General features: G+C 59.9%; 14 protein-coding genes. 3 read left to right on the forward strand and 11 right to left on the reverse strand.

What is annotated here, in order from left to right; genetic code table 11:
* Positions 1 to 3: 3 nt before the first annotated feature.
* From atpA to ACTJK5_RS19305, 4 genes are all read right to left on the reverse strand, one after another.
* Positions 4 to 1,533, reverse strand: coding sequence for a F0F1 ATP synthase subunit alpha (gene atpA, locus ACTJK5_RS19290; RefSeq protein WP_062424873.1), 1,530 nt, complete (start codon positions 1,531 to 1,533; stop codon positions 4 to 6).
* Complete coding sequence (locus tag ACTJK5_RS19295) at positions 1,533 to 2,099, reverse strand: F0F1 ATP synthase subunit delta (protein WP_186330269.1); 567 nt, start codon at positions 2,097 to 2,099, stop codon at positions 1,533 to 1,535. Before ACTJK5_RS19295 ends, atpA begins: the two co-directional genes overlap by 1 nt.
* 261 nt (positions 2,100 to 2,360) lie before the next feature.
* Positions 2,361 to 2,747, reverse strand: a complete 387-nt coding sequence (locus ACTJK5_RS19300; protein WP_062444658.1) for an AGROH133_08824 family phage infection protein — start codon at positions 2,745 to 2,747, stop codon at positions 2,361 to 2,363.
* 83 nt (positions 2,748 to 2,830) lie between these two features.
* Positions 2,831 to 5,074 carry a primosomal protein N' gene (locus ACTJK5_RS19305; protein WP_153312521.1) on the reverse strand — a complete coding sequence of 748 codons (2,244 nt, stop codon included), beginning with the start codon at positions 5,072 to 5,074 and terminating at the stop codon, positions 2,831 to 2,833.
* Positions 5,075 to 5,244: 170 nt separating this feature from the next.
* On the opposite strand from ACTJK5_RS19305, the gene ACTJK5_RS19310 reads away from it, so the two are divergent.
* The gene (locus tag ACTJK5_RS19310) at positions 5,245 to 6,189 is read left to right on the forward strand and encodes a tyrosine recombinase XerC (protein ID WP_112359309.1); all 945 of its coding nucleotides are present in this window, start codon (positions 5,245 to 5,247) and stop codon (positions 6,187 to 6,189) included.
* Between the two features lie 90 nt (positions 6,190 to 6,279).
* Positions 6,280 to 7,377 (forward strand): TraB/GumN family protein, encoded by a 1,098-nt coding sequence (locus ACTJK5_RS19315; protein ID WP_440613034.1) that lies wholly within the window; start codon positions 6,280 to 6,282, stop codon positions 7,375 to 7,377.
* 112 nt (positions 7,378 to 7,489) lie between these two features.
* Here the strand turns inward: ACTJK5_RS19315 and ACTJK5_RS19320 are convergent, their stop codons facing one another.
* Positions 7,490 to 7,942, reverse strand: coding sequence for a DUF2867 domain-containing protein (locus ACTJK5_RS19320; protein ID WP_440613035.1), 453 nt, complete (start codon positions 7,940 to 7,942; stop codon positions 7,490 to 7,492).
* Positions 7,943 to 8,213: 271 nt separating this feature from the next.
* Between ACTJK5_RS19320 and ACTJK5_RS19325 the strand changes: the two genes are divergently transcribed.
* Entirely contained in the window at positions 8,214 to 10,211 is a 1,998-nt protein-coding gene (locus ACTJK5_RS19325) for a BCCT family transporter (protein ID WP_062597355.1), read from the forward strand.
* 244 nt (positions 10,212 to 10,455) lie between these two features.
* Here the strand turns inward: ACTJK5_RS19325 and ACTJK5_RS19330 are convergent, their stop codons facing one another.
* From ACTJK5_RS19330 to odhB, 6 genes are all read right to left on the reverse strand, one after another.
* The gene (locus tag ACTJK5_RS19330; RefSeq protein WP_440613036.1) at positions 10,456 to 10,950 is read right to left on the reverse strand and encodes a cytochrome b; all 495 of its coding nucleotides are present in this window, start codon (positions 10,948 to 10,950) and stop codon (positions 10,456 to 10,458) included.
* A 130-nt stretch (positions 10,951 to 11,080) separates the two neighbouring features.
* The gene (gene lpdA / locus ACTJK5_RS19335) at positions 11,081 to 12,487 is read right to left on the reverse strand and encodes a dihydrolipoyl dehydrogenase (protein WP_440613037.1); all 1,407 of its coding nucleotides are present in this window, start codon (positions 12,485 to 12,487) and stop codon (positions 11,081 to 11,083) included.
* A gap of 24 nt (positions 12,488 to 12,511) precedes the next feature.
* Positions 12,512 to 13,264, reverse strand: a complete 753-nt coding sequence (locus tag ACTJK5_RS19340; protein WP_440613038.1) for an SDR family oxidoreductase — start codon at positions 13,262 to 13,264, stop codon at positions 12,512 to 12,514.
* A 32-nt stretch (positions 13,265 to 13,296) separates the two neighbouring features.
* Positions 13,297 to 13,935: a LysE family translocator gene (locus tag ACTJK5_RS19345; RefSeq protein WP_112954606.1), complete on the reverse strand. Its 639-nt coding sequence runs from the start codon at positions 13,933 to 13,935 to the stop codon at positions 13,297 to 13,299.
* Between the two features lie 14 nt (positions 13,936 to 13,949).
* Complete coding sequence (locus tag ACTJK5_RS19350) at positions 13,950 to 14,363, reverse strand: MAPEG family protein (protein ID WP_113178130.1); 414 nt, start codon at positions 14,361 to 14,363, stop codon at positions 13,950 to 13,952.
* A 69-nt stretch (positions 14,364 to 14,432) separates the two neighbouring features.
* Positions 14,433 to 15,680 carry a 2-oxoglutarate dehydrogenase complex dihydrolipoyllysine-residue succinyltransferase gene (odhB, locus tag ACTJK5_RS19355; RefSeq protein ID WP_112519427.1) on the reverse strand — a complete coding sequence of 416 codons (1,248 nt, stop codon included), beginning with the start codon at positions 15,678 to 15,680 and terminating at the stop codon, positions 14,433 to 14,435.
* Positions 15,681 to 15,698: the final 18 nt, after the last annotated feature.

Consider the following 15,698-nt stretch of genomic DNA (forward strand, 5'->3'; position numbering starts at 1 on the left):
TAATCAGGAGAAAGACTTGGCGAAGTTATCGAGAGCAGCCTTGAGCTTGCCCTTGGTATCGTCGCTGATAGCCTTTTCCGTGCGGATGGTGTCGAGGATCGCCTTACCTTCGGAATGAAGGTAGGAGAGCAGACCCTGTTCGAACTTGCCGATCTGGTTGACCGCGACCTTATCGAGGTAGCCATTGACGCCAGCGAAGATCACCGCAACCTGCTCTTCCGTCTTGAGCGGAGAGAACTGCGGCTGCTTCAGAAGCTCGGTCAGACGCGCACCACGGTTCAGCAGGCGCTGGGTGGAGGCATCGAGGTCCGAACCGAACTGGGCGAATGCTGCCATTTCACGATACTGGGCAAGTTCACCCTTGATCGAGCCGGCAACCTGCTTCATGGCCTTGATCTGGGCGGCAGAACCAACGCGCGAAACCGACAGACCGACGTTAACAGCCGGGCGGATACCCTGATAGAACAGGTCGGTTTCGAGGAAGATCTGGCCGTCGGTGATCGAGATCACGTTGGTCGGAATGAAGGCGGAAACGTCGTTGCCCTGGGTTTCGATGACCGGCAGAGCCGTCAGCGAACCGGAACCCATTTCGTCGCTCATCTTGGCAGCGCGCTCGAGAAGACGCGAGTGCAGATAGAAAACGTCGCCAGGGTAAGCTTCGCGGCCCGGAGGACGACGCAGAAGAAGCGACATCTGACGGTAAGCGACAGCCTGCTTGGAAAGATCGTCATAGGCGATCAGGGCATGCTTGCCGTTGTCACGGAAGTATTCGCCCATGGCGCAACCGGCAAACGGAGCCAGGAACTGCATCGGAGCAGCGTCGGATGCGGTTGCCGCGATGATGATCGAGTACTGCAGAGCGCCACGCTCTTCCAGAACCTTGACGAACTGGGCAACGGTCGAACGCTTCTGGCCGACGGCGACGTAGACGCAGTACAGCTTGTCGTTATCCGGGCCGTTGTCGTGGATCGGCTTCTGGTTGAGGAACGTGTCGAGAATGATGGCGGTCTTGCCGGTCTGGCGGTCGCCGATGACGAGCTCGCGCTGGCCACGGCCAACCGGGATCAGAGCGTCGATAGCCTTGAGGCCGGTCGACATCGGCTCGTGAACCGACTTGCGCGGAATGATGCCAGGAGCCTTGACGTCAACGCGGCGGCGTTCCGTCGCATTGATCGGGCCCTTGCCGTCGATCGGGTTGCCGAGAGCGTCGACCACGCGGCCGAGCAGCTCAGGACCGACAGGGACGTCAACGATCGCGCCGGTGCGCTTGACGATGTCGCCTTCCTTGATGTCACGGTCGGAACCGAAAATAACCACACCGACATTGTCGGCTTCAAGGTTCAGCGCCATGCCGCGAATGCCGCCGGGGAACTCGACCATTTCACCAGCCTGGACATTGTCGAGGCCGTAAACGCGAGCAATACCGTCACCAACGGACAGAACCTGGCCGACTTCGGAGACTTCCGCCTCGTTGCCGAAATTTTTGATTTGATCTTTCAGAATTGCGGAAATTTCCGCGGCGCGGATATCCATCAGCCAACCTCTTTCAGTGCAAGCTTAAGGGTGGAAAGTTTGGTGCGAAGAGACGTATCGATCTGGCGTGAACCGACCTTAACGATGAGACCGCCAAGCAGGGAGGGATCGACCGTGAGATCGATCGTAACGTCCTTGCCGGTCACACTCTTGAGCGCCGCTTTCAGTTCAGTTTCCTGCGCTTCATCGAGCGCATGCGCCGAAGTAACTTCGGCAACAATTTCGCCGCGATGGGCAGCAGCAGTGGTACGGTAGGAGGCAATCATGCCGGGAACGGCAAACAGGCGGCGGTTATTGGCCACGACCTTGAGGAAATTGGCAGCAAGACCGGAAATGCCAGCCTTTTCAGCGATGGCCGAGATGGCCTTCGACTGATCTTCCGCAGAGAAGACCGGGCTCACAACCAGACGCTTCAAGTCGTCGCTTTCATCGAGCAAGGCCTGAAACCTGTCGAGATCGGCACCGACTGCCTCAACAACACCCGCTTCCAAGGCAAGCTCGAAAAGCGAAGACGCATACCTTTCCGCTACACCGGATGTTCCATGGGAGGTATCTGCCACGGGCAATTTTTCCCTGCTATTCATCCAAGAAAACGCAGCCGAGCGATCGGCTTCGTCAAATTCTTGAATTCGTTTCAATTTCCCCGAAAAAGGCTGGAATTCCCCCCTGCCTTATCTCGATTTCGCGGTCCGTCTAGCATAGGACGCCGGGACTCGCAACACGCGTAATAGCGGAAACCTTCTTTTGGGCAAGGGGGAATGCCGTTTAATTTTCCCAATGACGCGCTTGTGACGCTGATACCGGAAAGAAATGCCTCAAACCGTACATTAGACCAGTCCGAAGACATACATCAGCGGAAGAGCAGCCAGCGCGGCATGCACAACCAGAAGTAAAGAATTGCGGATCGTTGCGCCTCCATCGGAGAGGATGGAGAGCAGCGCGCCGAAAGAGGCAAGCGCGAATGCGCCACCAAAGGCCAGGTAGACCATCGGCTGGGCGAGAAGCAGCGCCGACGCGCCAAGACCGAGATAGAGACCGGCAAGGCAGGAGCGGATCAGCACCAGCCCGTCACGACGTTCGCCCGACACCTGCAGGCCGAAGAGACGAAAGGTGATCATCGGCGCAAACATCACCACCAGGCCGATCAGCGACGACACAACCGCTGCGAAAAAGGCCAGCTGCTCACCGAGTTCTGTCGGAAAGTAAAACTCCATCATTGCGCCCCCAAATTGCGAATCCCTTGGCCGCCTTATGCCATGACAGGAACGATGCCGAAAGATGGTTGCGTCCTGCCCCGTTACAGGAAGCTTTGCGGATCGATATCGGTTTGTACATGGATGGAGCCGCGCTCCTTCGGGCCATTGGTGATCATCGCCCGCAGGAAGGACTGCATGTCGGAATTGCGCTTGCCATGCACCAGAAGCCGGAAGCGATGGCGCCCGCGGATGAGTGCCAGCGGCGCTTCGGCCGGACCAAGCAGCATGATGCCCGGCGCTTGCGGCGCGGAGGCGCGAAGCGCACGCGCATGGGTTTCCGCTTCCGCCCGGCTATCGGCCGACACGATGATGGAGGCAAGACGCCCGAAGGGCGGCAGCATGGCCTTTTCCCGCTCGATGATCTCGCGGTCGTAAAACGCCTCCGCATCGCCGGACACGATCGCCTGCATCACCGGGTGCTGCGGCTGGTAGGTCTGCAGCAGGCCATGGCTCTTGCGCCCGGTGCGCCCTGCGCGGCCCGTCACCTGCGACAGAAGTTGGAAGGTCCGCTCTGCCGCGCGCGGATCGCCATTCGCCAGTCCGAGATCGGCATCGACAATGCCGACCAGCGTCATCAGCGGGAAGTTATGCCCCTTGGCGACGAGCTGCGTGCCGATGACGATATCCGCCTCACCCTTGACGATGGCTTCCAATTCCAGGCGCAGGCGCTTCACGCCCATCAGGTCGGAGGAAAGCACGATGGTGCGGGCTTCAGGAAAGTGCTTCTCGACCTCTTCGGCGATGCGCTCGACGCCCGGACCGCAGGCGGCGAGATGATCGAAAGTCCCGCATTCCGGGCAATGATCCGGGGTCGGTTCGCTATAGCCGCATTGATGGCACTGGAGTTGGCTGCGGAAGCGATGCTCCACCAGCCAGCTTGAGCACTGCGGGCACTGGAAGCGATGGCCGCACACCCGGCAAAGCGTCAGGGGTGCATAGCCACGTCGATTGAGGAAGAGCAGAGCCTGCTCGCCCTTCTCGATCGTCTTGGCAATGCCGCGCAACAGGACAGGAGAGAGGAAGCCGCCACGTTCCGGCGGGTGACGGCGCATATCGACCAGATGCAGATCCGGCATCGCCGCATCGCCAAAACGCGTATGCAGGTGAATGGTATTGTAACGACCGGAATTGCCGTTGACCTGGCTTTCCACCGAAGGCGTTGCCGAAACCAGCACGATCGGAAAATCGCCAATCCGAGCCCGCACCACCGCCATGTCGCGCGCATTATAGAAGACGCGGTCTTCCTGCTTGTAAGCCGGATCGTGCTCTTCATCGACGATGATGAGGCCAAGATTGTCGAACGGCAGGAAGAGTGCCGAACGCGCACCCGCAACCACCCTCACCTCACCCGTCACCGCTTGGCGCCAGACGCGTTCACGCATGCGCGGCGAGACATCCGAATGCCACTCAGCTGGGCGCGAGCCGAAGCGATCCTGAAATCGGTCGAGAAAGGCGGCGGTCAGGGCGATTTCCGGCAGCAGGATCAAGACCTGCTTGCCTTGGCGCAACGTTTCGGCGACCGCCTCGAAATAGACCTCGGTCTTGCCAGACCCCGTGACGCCATCGATCAGCGAAACGGCAAAGCCACCCTTGCGCACATCCTCCAGAATTTCGGAGGCCGCCTGTCTTTGCGGCCCTTCCAGTCGCGCTGGCGAATATTCGGGATCAGGCTCCGCCACCACAGGCGGGGCGGGCAGGAAGACGGTCTCGAACACACCCTGCTTGGCAAGACCCTCGACCACGCTGGTGGAAACGCCCGCCGCATGGGCCAGACCGCTCCGCGTCCAGCCATGGCCCTCGCCGGCAAGCTCGATCACCCGTTCGCGTGCAGGGGTCAGCCGTTCCGGCCGGGCTTCGGTCAGCCGCAATCCCTCGACCATCGGTTCGGGATCAAAGGCGGCGGGCGCGCGCAATGCCATCTTCGCCACCAGCCCAGGAGGTGACAGCGTATAGGAGGCCACCCAATCGATGAAGCGGCGCATTTCTTCGCGAAGCGGCGGGCAGTCAAAGGTTTTTGTGATCGGGCGAAGCTTCTTGGGATCGACGGGCGGCCCGTCATTCTTGTCCCACACCACGCCGATGACCTGTCTGGGACCAAGCGGCACCTGCACGATGGAGCCAGGCTCCACCACCATATCCTCCGGCACGCCATAGCTATAGGGCCCGGGCGCCGGCATCGGCACCAGAACGGGAACGGCGATGGTTGGCCCGCTATTGCCGGGCTTCACGCTGCCGGATGCGGGGCCGAATAGAGCACCAAAAAGATCGGTCGAATCGTCTGCCATGGTTGCGGCGACATTGTCCTTTAGGAAACGAAAAGGGAACCTCTATAGCATCGTTGCGGAAATCGGAACGGTTTTCACACATATCATTATTGGACCTCCCCACCGCGTTATCACGCCTTTAACCAAATACTGACCGCGTGAGCCTATGATGAATGCCCAAAGACAAAGGGATGCATGACGTGGACGAAATTCTCACCTTTGCGGATCCTGAGCTTCTGGAGAAGCGCCGGGAGTGGCTGGCTGCTCTGGAAGACGAGCGGCGTCTGTCAGAGCATACGCTGGATGCCTATGAGCGCGACACGCGCCAGTTCCTGATCTTTATGACTGGCTATAACGGCCATCCTGCCCGCATCAAGGATATCGAAAATCTCCGCGCCACCGATCTGCGCGCCTTTCTGGCCGCCCGCCGCAAGGAGGGAACCGGCGCGCGATCGCTTGGCCGAAACCTCGCGGGCCTGCGCTCGCTCCTGCGCTTTCTGGAAAAGACCGGGCTCGTCAATGCCGCAGGTGCCACCGCCATGCGCGCACCCAAACAGCCAAAGTCCCTGCCCAAACCGCTAACCGACGGACAGGCGCTGAGGATCACCACGCAGGAAGGGCAACTGGCTGAGGAACCGTGGATCGCAGCGCGCAACGCCGCGGTGCTGGCGCTGCTCTATGGCTGTGGTCTTCGCATTTCCGAAGCGCTCGATCTGAAGCCCGGCGATTTTCCAGCAGGTGCCAGAAGTCTGCGCGTCATCGGTAAAGGCAAGAAGATGCGCCTCGTGCCGCTGCTGCCCGTCGTGCTGGAGGCGGTAGAAACCTATCGCAAGCTCTGCCCCTATGCGCTCTCCAGCGACGAACCGCTTTTCCTCGGCGCACGCGGCGGCAAGCTCCAGCCAGCCATCATCCAGCGCGAAATGCAGAAGCTTCGCGGCGCCTTCAACCTGCCGGACAATGCCACGCCGCATGCGCTGCGTCATTCCTTCGCCACCCATCTTCTGGCGGGCGGCGGCGATCTTCGCACCATCCAGGAACTCTTGGGCCATGCCAGCCTGTCGACGACGCAGATCTATACCGGTGTCGATACGGCACGGCTCCTCGACATCTACGACAAGGCCCATCCAAGGGCATAACCCGTGTTAACGCTTTGTAAACCATGAGCATTAACCGTCCGTGCAAAGGCGCGCTCCTATAAGCCATAAGGTGCAGACGGAGGTGATTCGATGACCGTTCTCTTGCGGCCGCAAGGCCTGACAGCGCTACTGATGGGCCGGTTCGGCAACGCACTTTTGTGGCTCTTCGCCGCACTGCATCTGGCTGCACTCTCCATTCTGCTGATGACGCTTCTGACCCTCTCGGACGCCAATGCCGCCGAACAACAGGCGGATGCCTGCGGCGGCAGCGACATCCTGGTGGCGATGCAGAAGACCGACCCACAAGCTTACGCAGCCATCGTCGCCGAGGCTTCGAAAATCCCAAATGGCGAAGGCACGCTCTGGAAGATCGAGAAGGATGGCAAGGACCCCTCCTGGCTTCTCGGCACCATGCACCTTGCCGATCCGCGCGTGGTCGATATGCCAAAGGGCGCGAAAGAAGCCTTTGCCAAGGCCAAAACCGTCATCGTCGAATCCGACGAGATCACCAGCGAAAAGAAGGCCGGCGCCTCGCTTCTTGCCCGGCCTGACCTCACCATGTTTGTCGATGGCAAGTCCATCACCGACATGCTGTCTTCGGACGATGTGGCAAAGCTCGAAACCGGCCTGAAGGAGCGCGGCATTCCGCTGAATGCGGTGATCAAGATGAAGCCCTGGATCCTCTCCAGCTTCGTGGCCCTGCCCGCCTGCGAACTGGCGCGCAAGGCCAAGGGTGCGGAGTTCCTCGACATGAAGCTTGCCAATGATGCGCTGAAAGAGGGCAAGCAACTCGTCGGGCTGGAAACGCTGGTGGAGCAGATGAGCGCCCTGTCCGATCTGCCGATGACCTTCCACGTACAGTCGCTGATCGAAATGCTGCGCATGGGCGACCGGATGCAGGATATCATGGCCACCATGATCGATCTTTATCTGAAGGGCGAGATCGGCATGATCACACCGATGATGAAGAGCATCGATCCGGGCGAGAACAACAAGGGCGACGATGGTTACGCCGCCTTCGAACAACGGCTGATCACCGACCGCAACCATGTGATGGCAGACCGGGCCGAAAGCCATCTCGATCAGGGCGGTGTGTTCATGGCCGTCGGCGCGCTTCACCTGCCCGGCAATGAAGGCGTGGTCGAACTGCTGCGGAAGAAGGGCTTTACGCTGACCCGCGTGAACTAACGCATGTCGCGCAAAAGTGTGCAGCGGTTTTGCGATCACGACATGCGACAAAACAAGGACTTAAAGCGTATGGAGCGAATCTGAAAGATCGCGACGCGCTTTAAACGCGCTCCTAGACCAGAGCGGGACGAACATCCCGGCAAAAGGGCCGCATCGTCGCCGGCACGATGCGCCGATGGAAAGGGCCGACGGCGAAGAGATAGATTCGCCCGAACAGGTTCTTGCGTCGAACCAGAGTGGTCACGCTGACCACAGTGCCGCCTGTCCTTTCTTCGATATCCACCACGATCCTGAAATCCAGATGGCGGTCGTCGAAGCCGAGAACCGTGCGCTCCGGTGAAGACGAGATGACAGGAAAGCCACCGGCTGATTCGCCTGCCGCCAGCAACACTGTTTTCAGACCGAAGACTGCGACGATACTGTTGCGAAGCGCCATCAACCCGCTGATCCAAGCCGGCGGATGATCGAGAAGACGCCGAGCGACATCGAGCGAGTGAGGCCTCAGATCGTCCACCTTCCCCTCAAAGCAATCGCGCCAATCCGCACCCGGCAATATGTCGCTCAAATCTTTCGTCACCAACGCTTTGCCTTCTACCTCGGTTTCCCCAAGAGGGACTATGGTCCTTTTCCCGAGGCGCGGATACGCGACAATCCGACGCTGCTGCGACTTCGGCTGGCTCGGCTCTTGCGTGCATTAGCAAGTCGTGTCCGAAAACAGACAGACACACGCAACTATTTGGCGCGCAATACATTTGCGGCATGGGCGCGGTTCGCGTGGGGCATCCCCGCCTGCCTGACAGGCACATATTCAAGTTGTAGATTGAGAGGGAAAACACATGGGCGAAGAACAAGCTTCAGAAGACACAAAGCCTGTGGGGTTGATGGAAGGTGTCAACAAACCCGTATTTTTCTGGTCGGTCGGTCTGACCGCCGTCTTCGTTCTGGCCGGCGTCATCTGGCCGCAAGGGTCCGCCAGCGTCTTCAGCGGTGTGCAGTCCTGGATCGTCACCGAACTCGGCTGGATCTATCTGCTGTCGGTGGCAATCTTCCTGATCTTCATGCTCTATCTCGGCTGCTCCAGCTATGGCCGCATCAAGCTCGGCCCGAACCATGCGGAGCCGGATTTCAGCTATGGCGCATGGTTCTCCATGCTCTTTGCCGCGGGCATGGGCATCGGGCTGGTCTTCTTCGGTGTCGCCGAACCCATCAAGCACTTTACCGCACCGCCCACCGGGGATCCCGCAACGATCGAGGCAGCGAGAACCGCCATGGAAATCAGCTATTTCCATTGGGGTCTGCATGCCTGGGCCGTTTATGCGGTGATCGGCCTGTCGCTGGCATATTTCTCCTTCCGCCATGGCCTGCCGCTCACCATGCGGTCCGCTCTTTACCCGCTGATCGGTGACCGCATCTATGGCCCGATCGGCAATGCCGTCGACGTATTTGCTGTCATCGGTACGCTTTTCGGTGTCGCGACATCGCTTGGGCTCGGCGTGTTGCAGGTCAATGCCGGTTTCAACCATGTTCTCGGCTGGCCGATCAACTTCTGGGTTCAGCTGCCGCTCATTGCCATCATTACCGCCATGGCGACCGTCTCGGTGGCGACCGGTCTCGACAAGGGCATCAAGTTCCTGTCGAACCTCAACATGCTGATGGCCGTGGCGCTGATGCTCTTCGTCTTCGTCATGGGGCCGACGACCTTCCTGATGCGCGCCTTCGTCCAGAACCTCGGCGCCTATCTCGATCATTTCGTCATGCGGACCTTCTACATGTATGCCTATTCGCCGGACGAAGGTCCGAGCAAATGGCTGGGAAGCTGGACGCTGTTTTACTGGGGCTGGTGGATCGCCTGGTCGCCCTTCGTCGGCATGTTCATTGCCCGCATTTCGCGCGGCCGTACCATTCGCGAATTCATCGCCGGCGTTCTTCTGGTGCCGGCAGGCTTCAGTTTCGCCTGGATGACGGTCTTTGGCGATACTGCCATTGCGTTTCACCTGACCGGCGCCACCACGGCTGTGTCGGACGCCGTTTCGAAGGACGTGACACTGGCGCTCTTCGTGTTCCTCGAGCAGTTCCCACTTGGTCTTTATGTATCCTGGTTCGCCATGGCGCTGATCGTCTTCTTCTTCGTCACCGGCGCAGATTCCTCTGCCCTCGTCATCGATACGCTGACATCAGGTGGACGCGAAGATGGACCGGTGGCGCGTCGCGTCTTCTGGGCGATCACGTCGGGCATCATCGGCGCGATCCTTCTTTACGCAGGCGGCCTCGATGCCCTGCAAACCGCCTCGATTGCTGGTGCGCTTCCCTTCACCTTCGTGATGCTCTTGATGTGCTGGGGTCTGTGGAAAGGCTTGCGGCGCGAGGGTGTGCGCCAGGATGCGCTTATCCAGAACCTGAGACCACGCAACGCCATCTCCTGGCAGCGCCAGTTGCAGGGTATTCTCCACCATCCCTCGAAGGCCGAGGGAGAACGCTTCATGCGTGAGACGGCGACCGATGCGCTGCGCGCCGTCGCAACGGAACTCGAAAAGCGCTCGCTGGTCACCACGCTTGCGGAAGAACCTGGCAAGCTCAAGCTGACGGTCGCGCCAGGCCAGCCGGAAGAATTCGTCTATGGTGTGCGCATGCGCCGTTACGAAACCCCGGGCTACAGCTTCTTCGAAAGCCAGAGCAACCGCAAACGCGCCGATTATTACTACCGCGCGGAGATCTACCTTCTCGATGGCGGCCAGAATTATGACGTCATGGAGTTCTCGAAGGACGAACTCATTCAGGATGTGCTCGAGCAATATGAACGGCACTTCCAGTATCTTCACGCCATCAGGGCGTAACGCGAAAGGGCAGGCCACTCACCGAGCGGCCTGCCCTTTTCGATTGGAGAAGACATGTTACGTAACTTCCAAAAGACCAGAAACCTCTCGGTCGTCATCCTCGCCCTTGAGGCGAGGATCCATGTTCTCAGGCGCTGAGAGGTGAGGTTGTGGATCCTCGCCTCAGGGGCGAGGATGACGGCGAGGAGAAGTTCAGCCCTATCGCAACGCCCTGCGCAGAGGACCTCTCGTCCTTCAAGACACCTCAGGCCATGCGCCGCAACAGATTGGTGCGCCAGAAGAACTGGTGGACCAGAACGCCAAGAATGTGGAGCACGATGAGCGCCCAGAGCAGGAGCTTGATCGGCCCGCCGTGTAGTTCACCTGCAATATCATTGCCGAAATAATATTTGCCGATGCCGCTCATCGGCATGAGGATGAAGATAGCGTAAAAGGCCCAGTGCGTGACCTTGGCCACAAGCTTGGCGATCGGCGGCTCGTCCGCAGGTGCCTCCGGCACGCCCTGCACCAGCCGAAGACAGAGACGCACAAGACAGAGAACCAGAACGGCGATCCCGACATAGGCATGGATATTGGCGGAGGCGATATCATCCGGCGTGATCGGCTCACCACGGCGCATCAGCCGGTTCCAATGCTCCATGCCATCGGGAAAAATCAGGTTGAAGAGGATCAGCAGCGCCATCGTCCAATGAAGCGCCTTCTGCGGTATGCTGTAGCCGGTGACCGTCGTTGAACCCATGAGGTTGCTCCATCGTGAGGTTTATGGAGCTCACAATAAAAGCCGCATCGAGAAGGACAAGATGCGGCTTTTGAGCTTACAAAAATGTAATGTTCGGCCCCTGAAAAAACCGAGGGACCGAGTCCGGCGATTACATGTGGATCGGCTTGAAGAAGGTTGCGAGTGCCGCTTCCTTCACCGCTTCCGACATGGTCGGGTGAGCGTGGCAGGTGCGACCCAGATCTTCCGACGAGCCGCTGAATTCCATCAGCACGGAGATTTCCTGAATCAGTTCGCCAGCGCCGAAGCCGAGAATGTGGCCGCCGAGAACGCGGTCGGTTTCCTTGTCGGCGAGGATCTTGACGAAGCCGTCCGTCACCTGCATGGCGCGCGCGCGGCCATTGGCGGTGAAGGGGAACTTGCCGACCTTGTAGCCGATGCCCGCGGCCTTCAGTTCCTCTTCGGTCTTGCCGACGGAAGCGACTTCCGGCTGGGTATAGACCACGCCCGGAATGACGTCGTAATTGACGTGACCGTGCTGACCGGCGAGAATTTCGGCAAGTGCCACGCCTTCATCTTCCGCCTTGTGCGCCAGCATCGGGCCCTTGACCACGTCGCCGATGGCATAGATGCCGGCAACATTGGTCTTGTAGTGACCGTCGATTTCGACGCGGCCGCGGCTGTCGAGCACGACGCCAGACTCAGCAAGACCGAGACCGTCGGTGTAGGGCTTGCGGCCAGTGGAGATCAGAACCACATCGGCTTCCAGCGTTTCGGCTGCGCCGCCCTTGACCGGCTCGAACGTGACTTTGGCGCCAGCGCCGGTCTTTTCGACCGCCGTCACCTTGGCGCCGAGCTTGAAGTCGATGCCCTGCTTGGCAAACAGGCGCTGCGCCTGCTTGGACAGTTCGCCATCCATGCTGCCGAGAATGTTGTCGAGATATTCGACGACAGTGACCTTGGCGCCGAGGCGCTGCCAGACGGAACCGAGTTCGAGACCGATGACACCGCCGCCGACAACGATGAGCTTCTCCGGAACCTTGGGAAGAGCGATTGCGCCGGTGGAGGAGACGATGACCTGCTCGTCGAGATCGACCTGAACGCCTGGAATGCCGGCGACATCCGAACCGGTGGCAATCACGATGTTCTTTGTTTCCAGTTCCTGCACGGAACCGTCTTCGGCGGTGACGGAGACCTTACCGGCGGACACGACCTTGCCGGTGCCCTGGAACGCATCGATCTTGTTCTTCTTGAACAGGAAGGCCACGCCATCGACATTGGCCTTCACCACGCCGTCCTTGTGCCCCATCATCTTGTCGAGGTTCAGCGTCGGTGCCGCCACTTCGATGCCGAGGCTATCCATGCCATGGGCAACATGGGCAAACATTTCAGAGGCATGCAGCAGAGCCTTGGAGGGAATGCAGCCAACGTTCAAGCAGGTGCCGCCATAGGTGGCGCGCTTTTCGACCACAGCGACCTTGAGACCGAGCTGTGCAGCCTTGACGGCGCAAACATAACCGCCGGGGCCGGTACCGATAACAACTACATCATAAGCCATTGGATTTCCTTCATTGTTGGGCAGCTATCTGCCGCCGCTCACATTCAATAGAGCGCCCGTCACATAGGACGCCTCGGGCGAAAGGAGGTAGAGGACCGCATCTGCGATCTCCTGAGCAGTACCGGGTCTTTGCATGGGCACGATGGGCGCCAGATCCGTGGCGCGGTTCGGCAGCCCACCCGATGCATGGATGTCGGTATCGATGATGCCGGGGCGGATCGCGTTGACGCGAATGCCCTCAGTTGCGACTTCCCGAGAAAGGCCGATGGTGAACGTATCTACCGCGCCCTTGGACGCGGCATAGTCCACATATTGGCCGCCACTTCCCAGGACGGCTGCCATCGATGAAATATTGACGATCGATCCGCCCCGCCCACCGTGCTTGGTGGACATGCGCTTGACCGCCTCGGACGCGCAGCGGATCTTGCCGGTGACGTTGATCGCAAACATCCGGTCGAGCCGCTCGCGCGAAAATTCCTCGACGCGAGCCGTCTGATCGACGACGCCGGCATTGTTTACCAGCCCGTCGATGCGACCGAAACGACTATCCAGTGCGGCAAAGATCGAGGCGATGCCGGCTTCCGTTCCCGTGTCGCCCTGCACGATATGGGCAGTGCCGCCATCGCGGACAATATCATCGGCCACGCTTTGTGCCGCCGCCTCGTTGGTGGCGTAATTGACGAGCACGCGCCATCCGCGTTTGGCGGCAAGACGCGCCGTGGCCGCACCAATACCACGGCTGCCACCCGTCACGAGAAGAACCGGACCTTCAGTCATCAGCGCCTGCCCTGCCGTGTCGTAACTGCATGTCAGGCCGCTTTTTCGGTTGCGAGCTTGATGCCAAGCGCAATGAAGACCACGCCGCTGGTACGGTCGATCCACTGGCTGGCGCGGGCAAAAGCCGCACGCATGCGCGGCGTCGTCATGAACAGGCTGACGCCGACGAACCATGCAATCAGGCAGCTTGCCATGACAATGCCGTAGCCGAATTTGATCATGACCGGCGTGTGGGCATGAACCACCGTCGAGAAGATCGACAGGAAGAAGAAGACCGGCTTTGGGTTCAGCGCATTGGCGGCAAAGCCGAGCGTGAAGGATTTGAGGCCGGACTGACGCTTATGGGTGGTCGTCTCGCCCGAAACCTCCGGAAGCTCCATCTTGCCGGCGCGCAGGGCCTTGATGCCGATGTAGATCAGGTAGGCGACGCCGAGCCACTTGACGATGTTGAAGAGGTAGATCGACTGCGAGATGATCAGGCCAAGACCGAGGATCGTGTAGGTAACGTGGAACATCAAGGATGTGCCGATGCCGAAGCTGGTGATGATGGCTTCGCGACGTCCATGCACCATGGCTTGGCGCATCACCATGGCAAGGTCTGCACCGGGAGAGACGATGGCGAAGGCAAAGATTGCCATCAGGGATGCAAGTTCAATGACATACTGGTGCATGATTTACCCGCCCCTCAGAACATCAACACGAAGAACATCAGCAGCAAGCCGATCATCGATCCTACCCAGACGAGCGACCGCACGTAAGGGATGCCCATCAGATAAAGCGGAATGTAGATGACGCGGCACACCAGCCAGATCCAGGCACCGATCAGTGCAATGCCGGACGGATCGCCCGCCATGATCACGCCGAAGGCCAAAGCGATGAAAGCCGGATAGGTCTCGCGGAAATTGGCCGAAGCCCGTTCGGCGCGGCCTGCAAGCTTGCCCGTGGGCTTGCGATCATCGTCGCGAGCACTGGCATTCCACTCGCGCCCAAGCTCCTTGGTCGCGATCAGCGCCTGCAACGTCACATGCACCACGAGAATCAGAACGCTCAAGCCAATGAGCGGCAGAAAGGGCGACGCGGCGAGAAAAGTCGGTTCCAAGAAGGGCGCTCCTGACGAGAATTCAGCGGGATTTCACTTGAAACCCCGCTGAAACGAAAAGCAAGTCGATTAGAGATCGAGAACCAGACGTTCCGGATCTTCCAGGCTTTCCTTGACGCGAACGAGGAAGGTCACGGCTTCCTTGCCGTCAACAATGCGGTGATCGTAGGAGAGTGCCAGATACATCATCGGACGGATGACGACCTGACCGCCGATGGCGACCGGACGCTCCTGGATCTTGTGCATGCCGAGGATACCGGACTGCGGTGCGTTGAGAATCGGCGAGGACATCAGCGAACCATAGACGCCACCATTGGTGATGGTGAAGGTACCGCCCTGCATGTCGGCCATGCCGAGCGAGCCATCGCGGGCTGCCTTGGCAAGACGACCGAGTTCCTTTTCGACGCCGGCGATGGAGAGCTGGTCTGCATCGCGGATGACCGGAACGACAAGACCCTTGTCCGTGCCGACAGCCATGCCGACGTGACAATAGTTCTTGTAGATGATGTCGTTGCCGTCGATTTCAGCGTTGACCGCAGGCAGTTCCTTCAGCGCGTGGGTCACGGCCTTGGTAAAGAAGCCCATGAAGCCGAGCTTCACGCCGTGCTTCTTCTCAAACACGTCCTTGTAACGGTTACGCAGGTCCATGACCGCCTTCATGTCCACCTCGTTATAGGTGGTCAGCATGGCAGCGGTGTTCTGGGCGTCCTTGAGGCGACGGGCGATCGTTTGGCGGAGGCGCGTCATCTTCACGCGCTCTTCGCGAACGGCATCCTGCTCTGCAGAAACCGGACGCGGTGCGGCGACCGGTGCCGGAGCAGCGGCCGGAGCCGAGACGCCCTTGGCGACAGCTGCCAGAACGTCACCCTTCAGAACCTGGCCGCGCTTGCCAGAACCATCGACCTGATCGGCAGACAGATTGTTTTCGGACAGGAGCTTGCCGGCAGCGGGAGCTGGCGGAACAGAGCCGGAAGCGGCAGGGGCAGGGGCAGCAGCAGCCGGTGCTGCGGCAGGCGCAGGTGCAGCTGGAGCGGCAGGAGCCGCAGCCGGTGCAGGCGCGGAGGTGGCAGCGCCAGCAGCGCCTTCGGCGATCTGGCCGAGCAGCGCGTCGAGACCGACGGTTTCGCCATTCTGGGCGACGATTTCAGTCAGGACGCCGGAAGCAGGGGCTGGGACTTCGACGGTAACCTTGTCGGTTTCCAGTTCGACCAGCGGCTCGTCAGCCTTGACGGTATCGCCGACTTTCTTGAACCAGGTGCCGACAGTTGCTTCGCTGACGGACTCACCCAGTGTTGGTACGCGGATTTCAGTGGCCATGTTATCGTTCCGTTATTC

It is taken from the genome of Agrobacterium sp. 22094, from assembly GCF_052046015.1.
Lineage (GTDB): Bacteria > Pseudomonadota > Alphaproteobacteria > Rhizobiales > Rhizobiaceae > Agrobacterium > Agrobacterium cavarae.